Origin of the sequence: Sinobacterium norvegicum (assembly GCF_923077115.1) — a bacterium.
In the GTDB taxonomy this organism is placed as follows: domain Bacteria; phylum Pseudomonadota; class Gammaproteobacteria; order Pseudomonadales; family Sinobacteriaceae; genus Sinobacterium; species Sinobacterium norvegicum.
In genome coordinates, this window is record NZ_CAKLPX010000001.1 from 856,622 (window position 1) to 878,020 (window position 21,399).

At 50.6% G+C, this 21,399-nt stretch carries 18 protein-coding genes; 10 read left to right on the forward strand and 8 right to left on the reverse strand.

Going from position 1 to position 21,399, the window contains the following annotated elements; all coding sequences use genetic code 11:
* Nucleotides 1-3 precede the first annotated feature (3 nt).
* A complete protein-coding gene (locus L9P87_RS03730) occupies nucleotides 4-1,050 on the forward strand; it encodes a phosphotransferase (protein WP_237443335.1) in 1,047 nt (348 codons plus the stop codon).
* Between the two features lie 26 nt (nucleotides 1,051-1,076).
* On the opposite strand, the gene L9P87_RS03735 is transcribed toward L9P87_RS03730, so the two are convergent.
* The 5 genes from L9P87_RS03735 to L9P87_RS03755 form a co-directional block, all read right to left on the reverse strand.
* On the reverse strand, nucleotides 1,077-1,652 hold the full coding sequence (locus tag L9P87_RS03735; RefSeq protein ID WP_237443336.1) for a TetR/AcrR family transcriptional regulator: 576 nt from the start codon (nucleotides 1,650-1,652) through the stop codon (nucleotides 1,077-1,079).
* A 179-nt stretch (nucleotides 1,653-1,831) separates the two neighbouring features.
* A complete protein-coding gene (locus L9P87_RS03740) occupies nucleotides 1,832-2,149 on the reverse strand; it encodes an Mpo1-like protein (protein ID WP_237443337.1) in 318 nt (105 codons plus the stop codon).
* 51 nt (nucleotides 2,150-2,200) lie between these two features.
* Complete coding sequence (locus L9P87_RS03745; protein WP_237443338.1) at nucleotides 2,201-2,965, reverse strand: SDR family oxidoreductase; 765 nt, start codon at nucleotides 2,963-2,965, stop codon at nucleotides 2,201-2,203.
* Between the two features lie 78 nt (nucleotides 2,966-3,043).
* Nucleotides 3,044-3,778 (reverse strand): SDR family NAD(P)-dependent oxidoreductase, encoded by a 735-nt coding sequence (locus tag L9P87_RS03750; protein WP_237443339.1) that lies wholly within the window; start codon nucleotides 3,776-3,778, stop codon nucleotides 3,044-3,046.
* Between the two features lie 24 nt (nucleotides 3,779-3,802).
* Entirely contained in the window at nucleotides 3,803-4,873 is a 1,071-nt protein-coding gene (locus L9P87_RS03755) for a hypothetical protein (RefSeq protein ID WP_237443340.1), read from the reverse strand.
* Between the two features lie 408 nt (nucleotides 4,874-5,281).
* On the opposite strand from L9P87_RS03755, the gene L9P87_RS03760 reads away from it, so the two are divergent.
* From L9P87_RS03760 to L9P87_RS03775, 4 genes are all read left to right on the forward strand, one after another.
* Nucleotides 5,282-6,379 (forward strand): DUF2855 family protein, encoded by a 1,098-nt coding sequence (locus L9P87_RS03760; RefSeq protein WP_237443341.1) that lies wholly within the window; start codon nucleotides 5,282-5,284, stop codon nucleotides 6,377-6,379.
* A 43-nt stretch (nucleotides 6,380-6,422) separates the two neighbouring features.
* Nucleotides 6,423-7,295: an acyl-CoA thioesterase gene (locus tag L9P87_RS03765; protein ID WP_237443342.1), complete on the forward strand. Its 873-nt coding sequence runs from the start codon at nucleotides 6,423-6,425 to the stop codon at nucleotides 7,293-7,295.
* Nucleotides 7,296-7,316: 21 nt separating this feature from the next.
* Entirely contained in the window at nucleotides 7,317-9,155 is a 1,839-nt protein-coding gene (locus L9P87_RS03770; protein ID WP_237443343.1) for an arylsulfatase, read from the forward strand.
* A gap of 81 nt (nucleotides 9,156-9,236) precedes the next feature.
* The gene (locus tag L9P87_RS03775) at nucleotides 9,237-10,349 is read left to right on the forward strand and encodes a glutathione S-transferase family protein (protein ID WP_237443344.1); all 1,113 of its coding nucleotides are present in this window, start codon (nucleotides 9,237-9,239) and stop codon (nucleotides 10,347-10,349) included.
* A 9-nt stretch (nucleotides 10,350-10,358) separates the two neighbouring features.
* Here L9P87_RS03775 and L9P87_RS03780 read toward each other — a convergent pair whose 3' ends face one another.
* On the reverse strand, nucleotides 10,359-11,738 hold the full coding sequence (locus L9P87_RS03780) for a DsbA family protein (protein ID WP_237443345.1): 1,380 nt from the start codon (nucleotides 11,736-11,738) through the stop codon (nucleotides 10,359-10,361).
* Between the two features lie 412 nt (nucleotides 11,739-12,150).
* On the opposite strand from L9P87_RS03780, the gene L9P87_RS03785 reads away from it, so the two are divergent.
* From L9P87_RS03785 to L9P87_RS03805, 5 genes are all read left to right on the forward strand, one after another.
* Nucleotides 12,151-12,792 (forward strand): glutathione S-transferase family protein, encoded by a 642-nt coding sequence (locus tag L9P87_RS03785; protein ID WP_237443346.1) that lies wholly within the window; start codon nucleotides 12,151-12,153, stop codon nucleotides 12,790-12,792.
* A 169-nt stretch (nucleotides 12,793-12,961) separates the two neighbouring features.
* Complete coding sequence (locus tag L9P87_RS03790; protein WP_237443347.1) at nucleotides 12,962-13,339, forward strand: hypothetical protein; 378 nt, start codon at nucleotides 12,962-12,964, stop codon at nucleotides 13,337-13,339.
* A gap of 86 nt (nucleotides 13,340-13,425) precedes the next feature.
* The gene (locus L9P87_RS03795) at nucleotides 13,426-15,099 is read left to right on the forward strand and encodes a sulfatase-like hydrolase/transferase (RefSeq protein ID WP_237443348.1); all 1,674 of its coding nucleotides are present in this window, start codon (nucleotides 13,426-13,428) and stop codon (nucleotides 15,097-15,099) included.
* 107 nt (nucleotides 15,100-15,206) lie between these two features.
* Entirely contained in the window at nucleotides 15,207-16,280 is a 1,074-nt protein-coding gene (locus L9P87_RS03800; RefSeq protein ID WP_237443349.1) for an MBL fold metallo-hydrolase, read from the forward strand.
* Between the two features lie 573 nt (nucleotides 16,281-16,853).
* Nucleotides 16,854-18,263 (forward strand): helix-turn-helix domain-containing protein, encoded by a 1,410-nt coding sequence (locus tag L9P87_RS03805; RefSeq protein WP_237443350.1) that lies wholly within the window; start codon nucleotides 16,854-16,856, stop codon nucleotides 18,261-18,263.
* Nucleotides 18,264-18,337: 74 nt separating this feature from the next.
* Here L9P87_RS03805 and L9P87_RS03810 read toward each other — a convergent pair whose 3' ends face one another.
* Together L9P87_RS03810 and L9P87_RS03815 are read right to left on the reverse strand one after the other, a co-directional pair.
* Nucleotides 18,338-19,609 (reverse strand): MBL fold metallo-hydrolase, encoded by a 1,272-nt coding sequence (locus tag L9P87_RS03810; protein WP_237443351.1) that lies wholly within the window; start codon nucleotides 19,607-19,609, stop codon nucleotides 18,338-18,340.
* Nucleotides 19,610-19,796: 187 nt separating this feature from the next.
* The gene (locus L9P87_RS03815) at nucleotides 19,797-21,395 is read right to left on the reverse strand and encodes an AMP-binding protein (RefSeq protein ID WP_237443352.1); all 1,599 of its coding nucleotides are present in this window, start codon (nucleotides 21,393-21,395) and stop codon (nucleotides 19,797-19,799) included.
* Between the last annotated feature and the right edge of the window lie 4 nt (nucleotides 21,396-21,399).

Sequence of the window (21,399 nt, forward strand, 5' to 3'; positions counted from 1 at the left end):
CTTATGTCACAAATTGATACCCTTGATATCGACACGCTAACCGGCTACTTGGAGGCTCATGTCGAGGGCTTTAAAGGCCCGCTGACTGCCAGTAAATTCTCTGGTGGCCAGTCTAACCCGACATTTAAGATTGAAGCAGCCTCCGGCGACTATGTTCTGCGTCGTCAACCACCGGGCAAGTTGCTCAAGTCGGCCCACGCCGTCGACCGTGAATACCGCGTACTCAACGCCTTGGCCGACACCGATGTTCCCGTGGCCAAGGTCTTTCATCTGTGCGAAGACAGCAGCGTCATTGGCTCGATGTTTTATCTGATGGAATTCTGCGATGGCAACGTTCACTGGGCAGCGCGCCTCAAGGAAATCGATAGCCCGGAACAACGCGCCGCCATGTACGATGAAATGGCTGGCACTCTGGCCGCTATTCACCGTGTCGATATCGACAAGGTAGGCCTGGGTGATTACGGCAAGCCTGGCAATTACTTTCAGCGCCAACTAGACCGCTGGACGACGCAATATCGCGCATCAGAGCTAAAAACCATTGCTGCGATGGACCAGCTGATCGATTGGGTGGCCGACAACCTGCCCGCCGATGACGGCAAGGTGTCTCTCGCCCACGGTGACTATCGCCTCGACAACCTGATGTTCGACCCACACAACAACAAGGTTATTGCTGTGCTGGACTGGGAGCTTTCAACACTGGGTCACCCCTATGCCGACCTCGCTTATCAATGTATGGGCCTGCGACTACCCGTTAACGAAAAGCCGAACAGCCTATCCGGTCTGATGGGGGTCGACCGTGAGGCCCTGGGTATTCCAAGCGAGCAAGCCTATGTCGCCCGATACTGTCAGCACATGGGTATCGATAAAATAGACAATTGGACGTTTTATCTCGCCTTCAGCTTCTTTCGACTCGCCGCCATCGCTCAAGGTGTGGCCAAGCGAGCAGCCGACGGCAATGCATCGAGCAAATCCGCAATAGAGGCGGGGTCAATGGTAGAGGCGCTGGCTAAGATGGCGCTACAAATCATCACCGAACAAGGCGCCGAGTAATCAGCTGCACCGGCAATCGGGCAGTATTAAGCCGTTTTAAACGCGGCTAATGCAGCCTGATTAATAAGCTCAATAATCAATGCCGGCGCCAGCTTTTGATGGCTGTATAAACGATCAAAAAATTCAAAAGAAATGACAGCATCGACAGTTTCTAATCGTTGAGGTGTTGTTTTCAGCTCCGGTAACCATTGCAACAAATCTTTGCGTAACGCCAGCTGATTAGCGGCATAGCCTTTTCTGAAATACTCAGAACGCCATAGAATAGCCGCCGTGGCTTTTTGTAATGGTAACAAATCGACATAGGCGCCAACGCGTGTTTCAACCAAGGTTAATATGCGCTCTTTCAAGCTACCAGTCTTCTCAGCGGAGACAAAGCACTCGGTATATGCTGGCCGCAGCACCTCATCAATCTCGGCATAAAGCTTTTCCATCTCGGAAAAATGACGGAAAACGGTTCTAATTGAGATACCCGCTTGATCCGCGACCTGCTGGGCAGTGGGGATATAAACACCCTCTTCGATCAACGCTATCATGGCATCAATAATCACTTTTCGGCTACGCTCACTGCGCTGCACACGACCATCGGTTTTAACTTGACTCACACTACGTCCTTTTCAACGATAAAACTCTATTCAATATCTAATGCAACCAATCCACCTACTTCTGTGGCGCAATAATAACGCCTTTTGCTGCTGCTACCAACTCCATATAGGTGACAGAAAAACACAAAAGCCAATTCATAATAGCCAACTGAATTGATGACTTATCACTGCTTTGAAGTTCAGTCAAAATATGAGTGATCGAGTTTGCCGGTGACAGCCTGAAACAACATCACATAATCAGCAACAAAGCTGTAAAGAGGGTAAGTAAATGTCGCTGGCCTATTTTTCTCAACAAAGAAATGCCCTACCCAGGCAAAGCCATAACCCAACACTGGTAGCATCAAAAAAATCCCAAATGATGCCGTGATCAGTGCCGAAAACAGGCAGACAAGCACCAAGGTTGAGCCTATATAATGCAGTTTCCTCGTCATCAACTGCGAATGTTGATTAAGATAGAAGGGGTAAAATTGCGCAAAGGATTGATACTCTTTTGTCATTGTTAAACCCTCTAAAGAGGAGCAAAACGCCCCTCTTATCATCGAACTATATTAAATCGTTAAGCCGCCATCAACCACAATACACTCACCGGTGGTATAACTCGAGGCATCGGAGACCAAATACAATACCGTCGCCGCCATCTCTTCCGGATTGGCGTGGCGTTGCATCGGGATATTCTCAATTGCCTTTTGATAAATCTCATCCTGGCTAAACAGAGCGCCGGCAAACTTGGTCTTGGTCAAGCCTGGTAATAGCGCGTTGACCCGAATATTGTGCGGCGCACACTCCTTGGCAAAGGCCTGCGTCATATTCACCACCGCCGCCTTAGAGATTGAATAAATGCCCTGCATCACACCGGGCTGTAAGGCATTGACCGACGCGGTATTGACAATGGCACCACCGCCATTCTCTCGCATCAAACGCCCACCCTCGACCGACATAAAGAAGTAGCCCCGAATATTGACATCAACCGTCTTATTATAAGCAGCTAAATCCGTGTCGAGAATATGGCCAAAGTACGGGTTAGTAGCAGCATTATTAACCAGTATATCCAACTTACCGTGGTTCGCTTTAATATGACTAAAGACTGCCGAAATCTGTTCCAAATCACCCACATGGCAGGCAAACGCCTCGGCGCTGCCGCCGGCGGCAGTAATCTTATCCGCCACCTCTTGGCAGCCATCGAGCTTGCGGCTTGATACGATCACATGGGCGCCCTGCTCCGCCAGTAACTTGGCTATCTCTTCACCAATACCTCGGCTTGCACCGGTCACTAGAGCGACCTTGCCGGTTAAATCAAAAAGTTGTGTTGCCATTTTCATCTCCTGAATCTATGTATTATTCTTCGCCGCGCCCAGTGTAATTAAAGCTGAAAGCGAGACAATTTAAAAAAATTAAAAAGCTGAGACACCACCATCAACGGCAATACACTGACCATGCAGGTAACTATTATCTGGAGAGATAATACCCAGCATAGCATTGACGATTTCTGCCGGCTCAGCCAGACGTTTCATTGGGCAGGCACCGGATAGAAACGGCTCCAGATTCGCCTCAACCAGGGTTTCGATCATCGGTGTGTGAGTAAAGAAAGGGCAGATGGCATTGATACGAATATTCTTGGCGCCAAACTCTACCGCCGCCGTTTTTGTCAATCCGATAACCGCGTGTTTGGCAGCAGAGTATGGCGCTAATTTTGGCGCCCCACCCAGGCCAGCCATGGAGGCAACATTCAAAATACAGCCCCCCTCTGCCAACATATGTGGAATCTGATGTTTCATACCAAAAAGTACACTCTTCGCATTGACGGCAAAGTTAATATCCATCTCTTTTTCTGTCACCTCGAGCAGACTTTTCATCTCGGTCGAAATACCGGCATTATTCACCGCGATATCTAATCGACCAAAACGTTCAACACAGCCATCGGCCAATGCTTTCATCTGATCTTCATTGGCCACATTGCAGGTCATGGCCCAGGCATTTTCGCCCAATTCATCAGCCAGCGCCGATACGCCCTGCGCGTTCAAATCCGCCAGAGCCAGCTTTGCCCCCATCTCAGACAAACGCTCTGCCAACAATTTGCCAAAACCACTGGCGGCACCGGTTATCAATACTACTTTATCTGTAAACACGTTATAAACTCTCTTTTTTATTAGTTAAATAGGTTGCACTAAGCGGGCAATATCACCTGTCTGCACCGCCGCCAAAAACTCTTCGCCTAACACTAGGCTCTGGTCTCTCACCTGCGTCCAACGACGGACTCGCTCATTGTCGTCGTGTCGAAAACGGTAAAAATCTTGTCGCTCTGGTATCCGCCCACCGGGCAGCGAGGCGACAAAGGACTCACTCGGGGCAATCAACACCGTATTGTCTAACTGCGCAGCACTGACGCGACGCCAGGGCCAAAACTTATCGAACCAGCCCTCTTTCAAATAACTATAAAAATGTGGATACAACACCAGCCCGTGATCAATTTTGCTGACGTTGCTGGGCACAGCGTGATAATCGAGCAGGCCACCATCACGGTACATGCCGGCAGGCGCATCGGTAATCGCATCGACCCCGGGCATCACGACAGGAATAGAGCCTGACGATAAAATTGCCTGGCGAAAATTAGTGGTCGACAAGGGTAGTCTCTGGGTCGGATAACCATCGTAGCCATCGAATGAGTGGGCCGCCTGCGGCGCGTGAAAAATCACCCGTTCAAATAAATTCTGTTGCCATTGTTTACCTAATAACGACTGACCAAAGCCCTTTACCATGGCAAGCTTTTGTCGCGTTAAGCTTGGACTGGCGAGATTAGCCTGGGTCAGCACCGCACCACATTGATAGTTAAAGCGAGAGCTGGTGAGTATTTCAGACACGGCTTGAGGCGACAAAAAGGCATCGAGTATCTTCTTTGTTTCGATCACCACCTGCTCACTGGTTTCCTTGCCGACATAATCCTGGCCAATATAGGCATTGGCCAACGCCAGCAGTGCATCGCCGGGGTTATCCTGCGCACAGGCCGCCAATTTAAAGGCGCCGACGGAGGTGCCAAAGAGGTCGATAGGATGGCTGGCAGTGGCTAGAAACCGATCAAAAACAGCCCGATCTAGCCCGTAGATAGTCAGCCATTTAGCGGCACCAGAGGCACCAAATACTGCCGCAATATCATTCGCGGACAGGCCGTTTTGTTGAATATGCCGATAAGCCTTGTGACCCGCTAAGATTTTTATGGCGGACATTGTTACTCTCTCTTCATCGATTAGGCGAGGTGCAGCTAAACTGCTTCGTCAGCCTGACAGTAGTCATAAAGATCACCCTTCATGAACAGTCATAGATCATGACAATATATCGCTCGTAATACAAGCCGATAACAATGACAGCCTAATGGACAATTTCACACCCACAATTATTTCTATCTCACCCAATAGCTTTCAATATCTGGCATCTGGCTGACTCTCTGTCTATTGCTCAACAGTAAGGGGTTTCCCAATATATTGGTAATTTATTATAGTGATATAATATTATTCGCTTGATGAATAAGCCCAGCTATCTACCCATCGATTGCCACGTGGCAGCTTACAGTTGTCTTTGCATGTATCGTCACATATAGTGACAACATATCCACACAATAATAATCGGGCCACCCTATGACACAACTCATCGAACTCAACGTTCATCGAAATAACATTCGAGACAGTAAAATTGTGCAAAGTCCCTTGCCCAGCCTCAACCAAGACGAGGTGCTGGTGGCCATCGATAAGTTCGGCCTGACCGCCAACAACGTCAGTTACGCGATCTCCGGTGGTAGTCTGGGCTATTGGGATTACTACCCTGGCGAGGGTGACTGGGGTAACGTCCCGGTCTGGGGCTGCGCTAATGTGATTGCCTCTAATAATGACGATATTGTCGTCGGTGAGCGCCTGTGGGGTTTTTTCCCGATGGCAAGCCATACTGTCCTGACCCCAGGCAGAATCTCTGCCGAGCAATTTACCGATCAAACCGATTACCGCCAAGCATTACCCAGACTTTACAACACCTATCGTCGTACCCAGGCAGAGCCGGCCATTGTCCAGCAATATGAAAATGAACGCTGCTTGTTGGTGCCGTTATTCACCACTTCTTATGTGATTTATGACTACTTACTGTTTAATGACCTGTTTGGTGCTGAACAAGTTGTCATTGGTTCGGTGTCGTCAAAAACCGGTTTCGGCCTGGCTAAAATGCTGCACGATGACCCTCAGGTTAACGCTAAGATAGTGGGCATTACCTCGACGGCTAACCAGGCCTTTGTCGACAGCCTCGACTGCTGTGACGAGGTTGTTCTGTACGGCGACGAACACCAGATCGATAACACATTGGCTACCGCCTATATTGATATGTCGGGCAACATCGGACTCACCACCACACTGCATCAACACATCGGTGAGAATATCGTCGACAGCGCCATGGTCGGCGCCAGTCACTGGGAAGCTGGCGGCAAAGCGCCACAACTGCCCGGCGCCAAACCCACGTTCTTCTTCGCCCCAACGCATATCGGCAAACGCGATGCCGAGTGGGGCGCAGGGGCGACGATGAAGAAAGGCATGGAGCACAGTATAAAACTCACGATAGAGCTCAACAAGCTGATGAATATTGAATGGATACAGGGGGCCGATAATTTACAGAAAATATGGCTTGAGCTACTCGACAATCAGGTTGCCGCTAACCGAGGTTTGATGGTTGCCCTGCACAATAACCATGGCTAACGTTATCAACACGGTTTACAAATAGCTCAATTGGATACCTCGAATGAAACCACTGCAACAACTGATTGAACGCCTACAAGTAACTCACGATGTAGGCCAGCAATTTATCGGACAAGCCAGCGCCAGTGACGTGCATGTATACGGCGGACTGATTCTCACACAAGCCATTGATGCCGCCAAACACTGCTGCCCAGACAATTACTCACTGCAATCACTACACGGGCAATTTCTTCGGCCCGGCATTGTTAAGGAGGCAATTAATATTCGTGTTGAAGACCTGAAAGATGGCCGGCGCTTTAAGGTCTACAATGTGTATTGCCAGCAACAGGGCAAGACCATCTTCTTTGCCACCGTCACCTTCCACCTGCCCGAAGACAGTTTTCAACACACTCAACCAGCACCGCCACTGACCTTACCCGCAGACGATAAGGCACACTTGTTTATCGATCGAACCACGCCGCTAACGGCAGAACAAAGTCGCAAAGATGCGGCATTAGAAGTGCGCATCGATAGTCCCAACCAACTCGACCAACCGTTAGAGCCCGAACAAGTTACCTGGTTTAAAACCAGCCACGATAGCACCGAAGCCGCTTCTTTAACCGACTGGCAGCAAACCTTATTATTGGCCTATTGCAGTGATTGGAACATGCCGACCGTGGCTATCAGACCCCATCTTATCAAGCCTCAACAGCGCCTTAAGATTGCCAGTTTGGATCACAGCATCTGGTTTTATCAACAGGCAAGCCTCGACAACTGGGCCGCCTGCATCCAACAAAGCCCCGCAGCATCCGGTGGCCGAGGCCACACCCGCGGCCTGTTTTACTCAGAGAACGGAGAGCTACTGGCCAGTGTTAATCAGGAATCATTTATGGTGACTGAGGATAAACCCTTAACAACGGCCATCATCGACCGCTAACCGCCCCTCAGAGAGAATGTTGTGCTAACAATAATAATCAATATTACCGCTAAAATTTTGCGCATTACCCTAACAGCTTTGTCATTGTGGTTACCCACGGTGTTGCAAGCAGAAGAGCCGGTTACCATCGCCAGCAGCGAACGCCCTAATATTTTGCTGATCCTCGCCGACGACTTAGGTTATTCCGATATTGCCTCATACGGCAGCGAAATCAGTACACCGAACCTCGATGAGTTGGCCCAGCAGGGCCTTCGCTTTAGCCGCTATTACACTACCGCCAGTTGCGCCCCCACCCGCGCCATGCTGCTAACCGGTGTCGATAGCCACCGCGCAGGGGTTGCCAATATCGCCGAGGCGCTAACCCCCGAACAATCACAATCACCGTTTTATCGCGGCACTCTCAACCATAATGTGGTCACCATTGCGACGCTACTGAAAGAGGCGGGTTATCACACCAACCTAGCGGGCAAGTGGCATTTGGGCTATGAGGATAAATCCTTAATGCCCAGCCGTCGTGGTTTTGAGCAAACCGTGATGATGCCTTTTTCCGGCGGCGACAACTGGACCGATCAATCCTATCTGCCGCTCTACCGAAAAACACTGTGGTTCGAAAATGGCGAAGAAATCACCCTGCCGAAGGACTTTTATTCGTCTCAATTTATCGTCGACAAGGCCATCGCTCAAATCGAAAAAAATCGCGGCGATGATCAACCCTTTTTTTCCTATATAGCCTTTCAAGCCGTCCATATACCGGTACAGGCACCTCGAGAATATACTGAAAAATACCTCGAGACTTACCAGGCGGGGTGGAGCGTGTTGCGCCAACGGCGTCAGCAGGCGGTGAAAGACCTCGGCCTGATAGCCGCCGATGCGCCGGTAAAGACCATGAATAGCACACAGGATTGGGATGGCTTATCAGCTCAGGAGCAACGCTTCAATAGCAAGCGTATGGCTGTTTATGCTGGCATGGTCGACGCGATGGATTTTAATATTGGCCGCCTACTCGACTATTTAAAATCGATCGATGAATACGATAACACCATGATTATCTTCACCTCGGATAACGGCCCGGAGCCCTCCGACCCCTATGCGATGAACCCGGCATTCCCTCTTCTGATGGGTGCTCTTCTAGGCCACAACAATGATTACGACACCCTGGGGGAACGCTATAGTTACAACAGTATTGGCGTCAGTTTTGCCAGTGCAGCAGCAGCCCCCTTTGGCCACTATAAGTTTCATGCTGGCGAAGGCGGCATGCGCGTACCAATGATCATCAGCGGCCCGTCAGTGGCGGCCTCGCATCGAGGATCGATCAGTGACAGCAAAGCCTTCGTTAAAGACCTGGCCTCGACCATTCTGGCAATGACCGATACCGAGCATCCTGGCACACGCTACGAGGGTAAGACTATTGAGCCGGCTACTGGTAAAAACCTGCTGCCGCTGATCACTGGCGTTAGTAAAGAAATTTACGGTGAGGACGATATTATTGCCTATGAGATTGGCGGCAATGCCGCGTTAATCAAAGGCGATTATAAAATAGTACTCAACCGCGGTGAATTTAATGACAGCCAATGGCACCTATACAACATCGCCAAAGACCCCGGTGAAACGGACGCGATTGAAGCCAGCGAAGCACTGATTTTTGCCGACCTAGTCGATGAATACGCGCGTTATGCGCAAGAAAACGGCGTTATTGCCGTGCCTGAAAATTATCGCCAGGTTAGACAGGTTAGCCTCAACGGTATGAAAATACGACTGGGGTTTATCTGGCAAGACCATGGTGGCAGCATTATCGCCAGCCTACTGCTCATTGTCACCGCCGTCATCTTATTATTACGCAGACGAAAAATAACTGCGTAGAAATTCAATGCTATCCCTCTAGTAATAAAGACGCGGTCACATCGTCGATGGATCGGTTTTAGCAAATAAAAGGCTTTACCCATGAAAAATCAATACCGGCTATATGCCTGGCAAAAATCTTTCTTTGCCGGCAAGCTACGTGCCTATCTAAATTACAAAGGCGTGGACTACCAGGGAAAAACGATCAACGCCTATGATATGAAGGTGACATTGCCGAAGAAAATTGGCGCCTCAGCCATGCCAGCTCTCGAAACCCGCGAGGGCGAGTGGCTGTCCGATACCCCGGAGATTATCGCTGAACTGGAAAAGCGCCACCCCACCCGCCCGATTATGCCGCCATCCCCACGGCAAGCCATTGCCGCACTGCTGTTTGAAAATTGGGTAGACGATTCGTGGTTGGTCATCGCCATTCATACACGCTGGTCCTACGCTGAAAACTATGACTCTTTACTGCGCGAGGAAGGCGGCAAAAATTTACTGCCCTTTGCACCGCGATTCATTCGCAATCGCGTGGTTGATAAGGCCTTTGCAGGCAGGATTCGCTCGTATATGCCAAGCCAGGGAATCACCGGCCAGCAGATTCCACTGATCGAGCGCTGGTCCGTCGGCTTGCTGGATTTACTCGAAACACACTTCGCCCAACAGCCCTACTTATTCGGTAACAAGCCCTGCATTGCAGATTACGGTTTAGTGGGGGCTTTTTATGGCCACCTGAATCGCGATCCGTGGCCAAAACGTGAATGGCTGGACCCTCGCCCCCACTGTCAAAGCTGGACAGAGCGGACCCATCGCGGCGACCGGGCTACTGGTGAATGGCTAGGGGACGATAAAATCCCCAGCACACTGCAACCGCTGCTTGAGATCATCTTTAAAGAGTTTTTTCCGATGTTAGAGAAAACCACTCGAGCACTGCGCGATTATATCGATCAGCGCCAGCTAAAGCCCGGTGACTCGTTGCCGCGTACGATGGGCGGCATCAGCTTCCCCATGGCCGACGATGAATTTACCCGCAGCACCTTTACCTACACGCTGTGGCGAATGCAACGGATACAAGCCTTTTATCGGTCGCTGCCCAGCGACGACCAAGACAGTGCTGCCCGTTGGTTTACCGAGATGGGCCAGCCTGATTTTTTATCCATGGATTTCGGACCCGCGCTCGAAAGAAATAGCTTAAGTACCCGCTTGGCTAGTTAACACAGCGCTCTAGTACGATAATAATCGCTTTATTTCACGGGCAAATAACCACAGGCGGTCCTGCCCCCAGAGCGCCAACACCTGATCGCCATTGCTATCTAAAAGACGGTAGCTTGGCACCCCCCATAAACCCATCTCGTACATTGCCTGACGGTTGCTCTCCAGCAAGGCTTGCCACGCCGTATCGCCCACTAACGGTTGTGCTTGGCTCCAGGATAAGCCGGCCCGCTCGACAACATAGCGCAGGCCTTTATCGCTGTTGGTATTCACCCCTTCGGTAAAAGCGGCAGCGAGGAAGGAGGAGAGCAATTCATTGCCCTTACCCTGTTCGCAGGCCCAGGGATATAGCGAATAGCATCGCCGCACCGGCTCTCCGATGGGGTCGGCAATATTGCCAAACGGTACCTTGGCCGCACGGGCCTCACGGCCAGTATCAAATAGGATATAGAGACCTTTTTCCCGCGATACCGGGACACCGCGCATCACCATGGGAATGACTGGCTTTACCACCAGTTTAACCCCGCTGTCTTTGGCTAACTGCACCGTGCGATCAAAGGCAATCGCGGTATAAGGACTACGAAGCGACGGGTATATCTCCAACGTCAGGCTACCGTTATCTTTGACATCACCCACATCGATCTGCGGGCGTGGCACCAGCAGCGGTTGACCAGGGGTTTTATCGCCCCCTAAGCCTGCCAATCGTTGCTCCAGATGGTACAGCCTATCAACCCCCCAATACCATTCACCGGCGTAGTAAAACATCGCGCCGGAGTAATGTTTTAACTGTTGCTGACGTTGATCGCCGGCCTCCATTTTTTTCGCCGTTTCAGTCGTCGATACAGTGCCTAGGGTCGCGGCCAAATCGTCCAGTGCCGATGTGTTACTCGACCACAAAGCCGAGCCAACCTCTACCAGGCAAGCCGGTAAGGCCTCCGGCGGCTGAGCGGCCAATACCGAGCAAGCCAAACTCACCTGAGCCGCCGTCGGCGGTACACGCTCAACGGGGAAATTCAACTGATAATGGGGGGCGACGATAGCCGCATCGTATTGCGCCAGCTGTAACAGTAAATCCTGGTCGGGCGAATTATCACCCGACGGACCCGAGACTAAATGACACACCAACTCAATGTCATAGCGTGCCAACAATGGTTGCAGTACTTGGGCGGCAAGATGACTATAACCATCATCGACCTGATGGAAATATTCCACCACATGGGGGCGATTGTGTTTCAGCCGGAGCTGCTCGGCCTTGGAGCGCTGTTTTGCCAACCGTTTGGGGCTGGACATCACTGACATCACCTTCGAGGTCAGCCAACGACGAAGTCTACCAGGGTCCATAGTGGCTGTCCCACCCTGCTCTTTAAACGTTGACTGATCCGGCAATGGCATAATCATACCTGTCATTTTTGCAGTAAATTCTCTGCTTGTGAGTAAACTCTTTCTCATTTATCCCGTTTTATAATCTACCAAGGCATAGAATGGCACTTCTATGCCTTTATTCACCGTATTCAAAAATGGGGAAATCACCGGCATCACGATCGACAATCGCTGGCATAAGAACGCTGAGTGTCGATGCCTTGTGCAGATTGATCGTATTGTTATCCCCTAACGATTAAAGTAGTCATCAATGGCCACAATGAATAAATCGGCAAAATCTAGTGGGCACAGAAAACAACCCGCTTGGACTCACGCAGCTTATTGTGACATAATTTATGACAAAGAGTAAATATGCGGACAACTCACAAATAGAACACATTAAAATCATGCCTTAACAAAGAAAACAACATGAAGGAAAGTTTTTATGATAACACTCTATGGCGCATCCCTATCGCCCTATGTCCGCAAAACACTGGTCGCGCTAGCGATTAAAAATCTGCCCTTCGAGCAGATTCAGCAAATGCCTTTTGCCAAGGATGCAGAGTACCAAAAGATCAGCCCTCTCGGTAAGATTCCAGCACTCAAAGACGGCGATTTCACCATCAGCGACTCCGCCGTCATCTGTCAGTACTTAGACGATAGCTACCCAGAACTTGCACTCTACCCCAGCGACCCGCAGGATAAAGCCAGGGCGCGTTGGTATGAAGAATTAGGCGATAGCCAGATTGGCGAGTACGCTTCGGGTATTTTCTTTCAGCGCTTTATGCGCCCCTTTGCCTTCAAACAGGACCCCGACGAAGAGCTGGTCGAGAAACTGATCAATAAAAAGCTGCCCCCCATTTTGGATTATTTAGAAACCGAAGTGCCGGCACAGGGATTTATGTTTGGCGAGCAACTGATGATTGCCGATATCGCCCTGTGTTCCTCCTTTTTTAACGCCGGTTATGCAGGTTATGAAGTAGACAGCACACTCTGGCCCGGCGTATCGGCCTTTATTGCCCGGGTTAAATCACACCCTGCGGTGGCACCCTTGCTCGCCGCTGAAGCTAAAACGCTAGGTCTATAAAACGTGAAGCCACACCGACGCAACAACATCTAGCCAGTGTTACGTCGGTGCGCTAATCTTAACAAAATAAAATGTCATAGATAGTGACTATTTAATTTCGGTGGGCTAGTCTACTCAACATAATAATAAAAAAAGAGAGGACCTAACAATGACCCTCAAGAGATATAACATGGAAAAAATATTAAAAATAATAACCGGCCTGGCTGGCGCACTGTTTGCCTTGATCGGCCTTGGCTGGGTTATTAAGCCCGCCGCCATCGCCGCAGAAATGGGCCTGCCTTTATTAGAAGGTACGGCACTCAATACCCAAATTGGCGATATGGGTGCGTTCTTCTTTGCTGGCGGCGTCATCACCCTACTCGGCGTACTGACCGGTAAACGTCAATGGTATTATGCCGCGGCACTGTTAATCGGCACTGCCGGCGTGTTTCGTGTCTTGGCTTTTACCGTACAGGGCGCCACTCTGCCTATCGATAAATTAATCGTCGAGATCGTCGTGCTCGGGATATTACTCGCCAGCGCAAAACTCACGTCGGTGCCACAGTAAGGCATCGCTATTGTTGATCAGCTCACTACCATCAGCCTTGCCATTGTCGGGTCTGTAATACCATGCCAACACAGAGTTAACTATCGATGAAAAAATTATTCACCCTCTTGCTCGCCATCACCATCGCTGCCTTTATTGGCTGGCAAAACCGTATCGAACTGGTGGTCTGGGGTGCCCCTATAGCGGCCAAGATACTCCGCCCCGTTGGCCCTAACGTTCCGACCCAGTGGCAACAGGGCCCGGCCACCGCCAGTGTTGAGCCCAACCAGCGACCTCCCAATATCATTGTTATTCTCACCGACGACATGGGCTTTAATGACATCTCGCTGTACAACGGCGGCGCCGCTGATGGCAGCGTGATGACACCCAATATCGATGCCATTGCCCAACAGGGTGTGCGCTTTGATAAGGGCTATGCGGCCAATGCTATTTGCGCCCCCTCACGCGCGACATTACTCACCGGCCGCTATTCCACCCGCTTTGGTTTTGAGTACACCCCTATCTTCAAATTGGGGCCCAGAATATTTAGCTGGATGGATGAACTCGAGCCCCGGTCGCTGCCCTTAATTATTGATACCGACACGGCAGCGACCCTGCCACCGGTGGAAGACCTTGGTATGCCGGCCAGTGAAATCACCATCGCAGAAGTTCTACAACAACAGGACTATTACACCGCCCACATCGGTAAATGGCATGTCGGCTCGCTCAAGGGCATGCGCCCAGAAGATCAGGGCTTCGATGACAGCCTCTATATGAAGGGCACGCTGTATTTACCAGAAAACCACCCCGATGTGGTTAACGCAAAAATAGAGGGCGACGCGATTGACCGTATGATTTGGGCAGCTGGCGGCTATGCCGCCCAATTTAATGGTGGCGAACCCTTTGAGCCGCAGGGCTATTTAACCGACTATTACACCGACGAAGCGGTTAAGGTCATTGAGGCCAATCGTAATCGGCCGTTTTTCTTGTACTTGGCGCACTGGGGGCTGCACAACCCTATTCAGGCGACCCGTGCAGACTATGATGCCTTCCCCTTGATAGAAGACCATACCTTGAGAGTCTATGCCGGCATGATGAGAGCACTCGATCGCAGCATCGAAAAAATAACCTCGACACTTGAGGCTAATGGCTTGGCCGATAATACCCTGGTGATCTTTACCAGCGATAACGGCGGTGCCGGCTATATTGGTCTGCCCGATATCAACAAGCCCTATCGTGGCTGGAAGCTGACCCACTTTGAAGGCGGCACCCATGTGCCGTTCATGGCCAAATGGCCGAATACTATTCCAGCAGGCACACAATACACTGAGGCGATTCACCAAATCGACCTATTTAGTACTATCGCCGCAGCGGCGGGAGCTGAAGTGCCCACAGACCGCATCATCGATGGCGTCAATCTGATGCCTTATATCCTAGGAGAAAGTACCGGGGTCCCACACAAGACATTGTTTTGGCGCCAGGGTCATCAGCAAACCGTGCTGCATGAAGGCTGGAAATTAATACGCGCTGACCAACCTGAGCAAGCCGAACCGTCGCAGAAGAAGTTTTTATTCCACCTAGCGGCAGACCCCACGGAGCAGGTTAACCTACTGCAACAGCGGCCAGATAAAGTCGCCCAACTTGAAGCCCTGTTAGCGACACATAATGCCGAGCAGGCAGCACCGGCGTGGCCCAGCGTGTTACAGGCGCCGCAGTTGATCGACAAAACCACCAATGCAGACATCGAGCCCGATGACGTTTATCTGTACTGGCCTAATTAACCTGCTGCGTTAGCCGAGCACTGCCCATTCAGGCCTAAAACAAGGGCCTATTTGGGGCAGGCCAAATTGATCCTGCGTTGAGACGCCCCACTGAACTGGTATTTGATATGATCCGCAAAAGCATTGTTATCCCCCTACTATTTATCCTGCTCTTTATCCTCCTTTACAGTCAGCGGGGGCCGCTGGTGATGGCGCTGATGGAGAAAAACCTGCCCTCAGTCCTGGCCAGCAATACCATTGATGAACTTGACGAGGGCCTGCATATTGCCGTCTGTGGTGCCGGTGGCCCAATGCCCGACCCGAAACGCTCCGGCGCTTGTCTGTTAGTCATTGCCGGCGACAACCTATTAATGATCGACGCCGGTTCCGGTGGCGCCCGCAATATTAACCGCATGGGCATGAATATCGGCGATGTCGATGCGGTACTGCTGACCCACTTTCACTCCGACCATATCGATGGCCTCGGAGAAGTTGCTACCCTGCGCTGGGCAAGCAATGCCAATACCTCACCACTGCCGGTAATCGCGCCGACCGGTGTCGCGCGCATCGTCGATGGTTTTAACCTCGCCTATAGCTTTGACCACCGATACCGTCATGAACATCATGGCGATACCGTCGCGCCACTCTCCGGCCGCGGTATGATCGCCAACCCCTTTACGCCCCCCCCTGAAGGTGACGGCATGATGGTCTGGAATCAACACGGCCTGACCGTGACCGCCTTTAAAGTCAGTCACAATCCGGTGGAGCCGGCGGTCGGTTATCGCTTCGACTATCTTGGCCGCAGCATTGTGATCAGCGGTGACACTAAGCGATCAGCTAATCTCGAGGCTTTCGCTCAGGGTGCCGATCTATTGCTGCACGAAGCCTTGAACAAAGAAATGGTCGCGATGATGCATCGCGCGGCGCAACAGATCGACAACCCAGTCATTGCCAAGGTTATGGATGATATCCACGACTACCACACCAGCCCAACAGAGGCTGCAGCCTCGGCACAGGCGGCCGGCGTCGGTCATCTCGCGTTGTATCATATTGTTCCGCCGGTTATATTCCCCGGTCAAGATAAGGCCTTCCTCGCCGGCGTCGACGACCACTTCGATGGCCCCACCACACTGACTGAAAATGGCGTTTTGTTTTCTCTTCCCACTAACAGCACAGCAGTGCTGGTCAAACGCAGCTTATAACGAGGGGGCTCAACCCCCTAGAGCGCCACGCTGTACTGACTTCACCAGTCCGGTGCTGCCTCGCTTCGTTATATTAATTGGTGGCAGCGATGATAACCCTGCCATTAAGCCAGCCTTCCCCCTCGCGACAATTTTCAATCCAAACTTCGACGAATGCTGAAATTGAGCCCGATGATGTGTATATGTACTGGCCTAATTAAAACATCGACCTAACCGCCACCCTATAGAGGTCTTCGCCATAACCTCTATGGGCTACCCTCCTTTTAAAGCACCCCATGCTATACCGTTGTCGTCAAGTAAAGCTGGCCACGGCTTAGTCGCTAATCCAGTACTGTTTAACAGTGGTCATTTTAAAAAAGATACTGCTTTTGCCATGGCAGATAAAGCGGTAGAATAATTTTCTATAAGAAGGTTTACCCCCAAAAAAATGGCAACGACAACACCCTGCACTTGCCTTGGCACCAACTCAAATTTGACTCTCTATTAAAATTAGAAAAAGTTTGATTAGCACTCTTTGCTTGCGAGTGTGTTATCGTCAGTTTAACAATAATAAAAAAGGCACGTTGAAGTTTAATGAACCTTATTGATATCATTATCGGCATCGGCGTTGTACAGGGAACTGTCATTGCAGGTGTATTGCTATATGTTCGCTCCGGTCATCGGCTGGCCAATAGATTTATTGCTGCACTGGTGCTAGCTACGGCAGCCCTGCTATTACAGAGATTACTTATTCGATGGGGTGTGTTTAACGATTACCCTCAGTTTTCACTCCTGCTCCAGCCGCTGCGTTTTACCTGGGCTCCCTTGCTCTATCTTTATGCGTTAAGCATTACCGGGGTAAAACTGAATGGTCGTCAGGCTTGGCATTTTCTACCGGCGGTTTTATTTTTTGCCTTAGCCAACCTTAAATTTTGGCAGTTGGATGCTGATCAGCAACGTCTTTTTACCACACATTTATGGAGTTTTTTGGGGAGCAGCCCCTCAAGTGAAAATATAATCTGGGGCTTTATGGGTAGCTTTTGGCGCCTATTGATAGAGTTCCACGTTCATATGACATTTTTTACCATTCAGTCGGTTACTTATTGCTTTCTGGTACTCAAATTAATTAAGAGTCATAACCGGCGGTTAGAGCAACATTTTTCTTCGATGGAGAAAATGAATCTGCGTTGGTTACGGTTGCTGACCATTTCCTTTCTTGTATTTCTTGTTCTTCTGCTAGTGTTTAACCGTATTCCTCTGTTGTTAAATCTTTATGATACGACAGCTCCCCTCGCGAATGCCTATGCGGTACTGCTCGTTATTCTATTCTATGGTATCGCGATAAGCGCCCTGCTTCAGCCCAGCTTGATTAGCGGTGTGGTTCAGGCCAGGGAAAGTGAACCTTCATGGGCAAAAAAATCAAAGAACCACTCACCTGCGTCGAATACTGAGCCCACTAAATCAAACGATGATCTACCCGCCGCTGCCCATGCCACTCCGGAAATGGTTGAGAACGATAGGAGGGAGTCTAACAGCAAGGCAGAGCCCCTTAAATCAAACGATGACCTACCCGCCGCCGCCCATACCATTGCTGAGATTGTTGAAGAGGATGTTGTTGAGCCTAACAGTAAGTATAAGCGATCCAGAATGAGTAGCGAGGACGGCCAGCGCTACAGGCTTAAACTGATGAAGGTTATTCAAGAGCAGGAGCTGTATCTTAACCCTGAGTTAACCTTGCCTGAACTGGCGGAAGCGGCAGGCTTGACGGCACCACAGGCATCGCAAGTGCTAAATGGCCAGATGAACCAGAATTTCTTCAGCTTCGTCAATAGCTACCGTATTGACTTGGCTAGGAACATGCTAATTGACCCTGATACCGCGGACATCCCCATCGTTGAGCTGGCAGTTGAAGTTGGCTTCAAATCGAAATCATCCTTCTATGATGCATTCAAGCGTGTCACGGGCATGACGCCAACCCAATTTAAGCGGGCAGTGGAAGTATAGTCAGGTACCGTCGCCGGCAAGCCATCCTCGGAATCCGACCATACATTTAACCAGCCTGGTTGGTCTGTGTGCTCTCATTGCTCCAGCTTTCGCTGGGTCTGGCCAATACCAAAATTCAGCCAACCCGTCTCATTCAAGTTACCTGATTCTTTTCTCAGCTGCTGCAGTGCCGCTAGGCGCAACTCCAGAGCGGAGCGGTTGTGTGGCTCCGACGACAATGCAGCCTCCGCTAGAAGCAGTGCCTTGACCGGTTTGCCCTGTTCGAGCAGGGGCAGGGCTTTTTCTATTACTTTATCGCCCCCCCCAGCCATGGCTACCAGATCGGGATATACCGATTCGGGAGACTCAGCGTACATGCTCACCGGATTGGCATCGAACCAGCCCACGTAGCCTTCATAGATACCGCGTACCGACCAAGATATCCAACCATATCCTTCGCCCACATCGAGCTTTTTCGGTAACTTGATTTCCCGCATCAGAGAATAAACATCCTTGCCCTGATTCATCCCGATGACGGTCTGATCGTGAACATACTGGATGGCATCGCGATACTGGGTAAGGGTGGCACTAATATTATCCCAGCCCTTGATGGGCTCACCGTGGCTCGGCAGTAACAACTCCGGTTTCAATGCCAGAACGCGGTTTAGTGAGTCAACGTAGTCCAGCGCCCAGCGAGGCTTGGTGCCCCGCAGGGTGTACATATTGGGGAATGAGCGATAGTAAAGATCACCGACGAAAGCGGCCTTGTGTTGGGGCATCCATACCGTCAGGGCATCGTAGGTTTCCGCAGGTGTGTGCAGTATCTGGAATTGCTGCTCCCCGAGAGAGAAAGTGTAATCCTTATCGAACAGGGTGTTGGGTAGAATATTTGCGCCAAAATTGTCCACGGTGGAAGGGTGCGCTTGCTTAGCGTTTAGCTCGAATCCGAACTGGGCTTGATTGCGCTGATCGAACATCGCTGACAGGCGGTGCTGGTAATGTAAGAACTCCACCATGTTTTCCTGGGCAATGACTTGGGTTTTTGGTTCACGCCACAGCTCTACACCACCGATATGATCCCCATGACCGTGGGTAATAATGATCGAGTGGATCGGGCCATCACTGACCGTGGTAAGCAGCTTTTTATGATGAGGTGCCATGCTCTCTAGTGAGGTATCGATAATGACATTGCCCTGCTCTGTGACCACCATAAAGGTATTGCCGAAGCCGGTGGCCTTGTAGATCACCTCGTTGACCTTTTGTGCCTCAGTCTGGGTGCTGCCCTGTCGCAAGTGCAGGCTAGGGTCGGCACGTCCGCTCTTTTCGACAGCATGCTCGCCGGCCATGGCAACGCTGACTGTTGCCATAAGTGCGGCTGCCAGCCATGCTTTTGTAAAAACCACTTTTACTCCCGAGTATAATAAATCGCTGATTTCTCTTGGCCCTGTAACATGGCTTATATGTTTAGATAATGGTGTCTTACTGAATTGTATATCTGCTTTCATCGTCTTTCTCCAGTTTGGCTATGTTATAAAATTGTTACTTCCCTGTGCTTTAGGCTTTTAATTCACGGCGCAGAATTTTACCCACTGCGGACTTGGGCAGCTCATCAAGAAACTCCACATATCTTGGCACCTTATAAGCCGTTAACTGTTCGCGGCAAAAACCTTTAATGTCATCTTCTGCCAACGTCTTGTTGAGGGTGGTTAAGAACAGCTTCACCGCCTCACCGGATTTTTCATCGGGCACCCCCACAACCGCACATTCAACCACGTCCGGATGCCTGCAAACCGCATCCTCAATTTCATTGGGGTAGACATTGAAGCCCGAGACCAGAATCATATCTTTAAGGCGATCCACAATACGGACAAAGTCATCCTCTTCGATAACGCCAACATCACCGGTACGGAACCAGCCATCTTTATCAATGGATTCTGCCGTGGCTTCAGGGCGCTGCCAGTAGCCCTGCATCACCTGTGCGCCCCGGATTAGGAGTTCCCCCTCCTGCCCTTTTCCCAGGTCATTGCCCTCTTTGTCCACCACTTTTATTTCCATGCCGATCAAGGGTTTGCCGGCTGTGCCCAACTGACGATACGTCTTGGTATTAAGGGTGCCCATGGAGGCCGTTTCAGAAAGACCCCAGCCTTCATAGATATCACTCCCCGTGCGCTGCTGCCACCGCTCTGCAACAGACTTCACCATGGCGGCGCCACCGGCTATAGAGTATTGCAGGTGGGAAAAGTCCACCTCATCAAAGTCAGGGTGCATCATCAACGCGGTATAGAGAGTGTTGACGCCCGCCATAGCGGTAAAGGAATATTGCTTCATAGTCTGCACAAAACTGTTGATATCCCGTGGATCTGGGATCAATACCGACAGCCCACCCTGGACCGCAAACAGCACAATATTGGTGGTAAAACCATAGATATGATAAAGCGGCATAGGCGCAAGCATCACTTCCAGCTTATCCGGCTCTGGAGGCATTGCTGTAACAGATTGATGCATAGCGGCAAACAGGTTGCCATGGCTAAGCATACTGCCCTTGGCAACGCCGGTGGTCCCACCGGTGTACTGCAATAGCGCCAAATCATCCATGTCGATATCCACAGCTGGCAGGGTTAGATCTTCACCTCGACACAGAGCCTCCGGTAGGGAAACCGGCTTTAATATTTCACTTTCTATACAGGGCTGCTGCTCCAGCATATCAAAGACATTGGTGGAGACGACAAATTCAATAGCTGTCTGTGGCACCACCTTTTCCATCACCGCCTGGTTGTCCGATAGCATGATCAAGGCACGGGCACCTGAGTCCTTAAGCTGGTGTAATAACTCATACTCGGTATACAGAGGATTGGTGTTTACAACAATTAAACCCGCCCGCAGCGCCCCCCATGCCACTACCGGGTATTGGATCAGGTTGGGCAACTGTATGGCTATGCGATCCCCCTTCTGCAGCCCCAAGCCATTGACGAGGAAGGCTGCAAATTGACGGCTCATGTGACCAAGATCAGCAAAGCTGATGCTCTGTCCCATGCAGGCGTAAACCGGTTTTTCAGCGTTCAGCCGACAAGACTGCTCAAACAGAGGGATAAGACTGCTGTGTCCCTCAGGGTTGGTTTTAGCTAACTGTTGTTTTGCATATTCAGTAGACATAAGG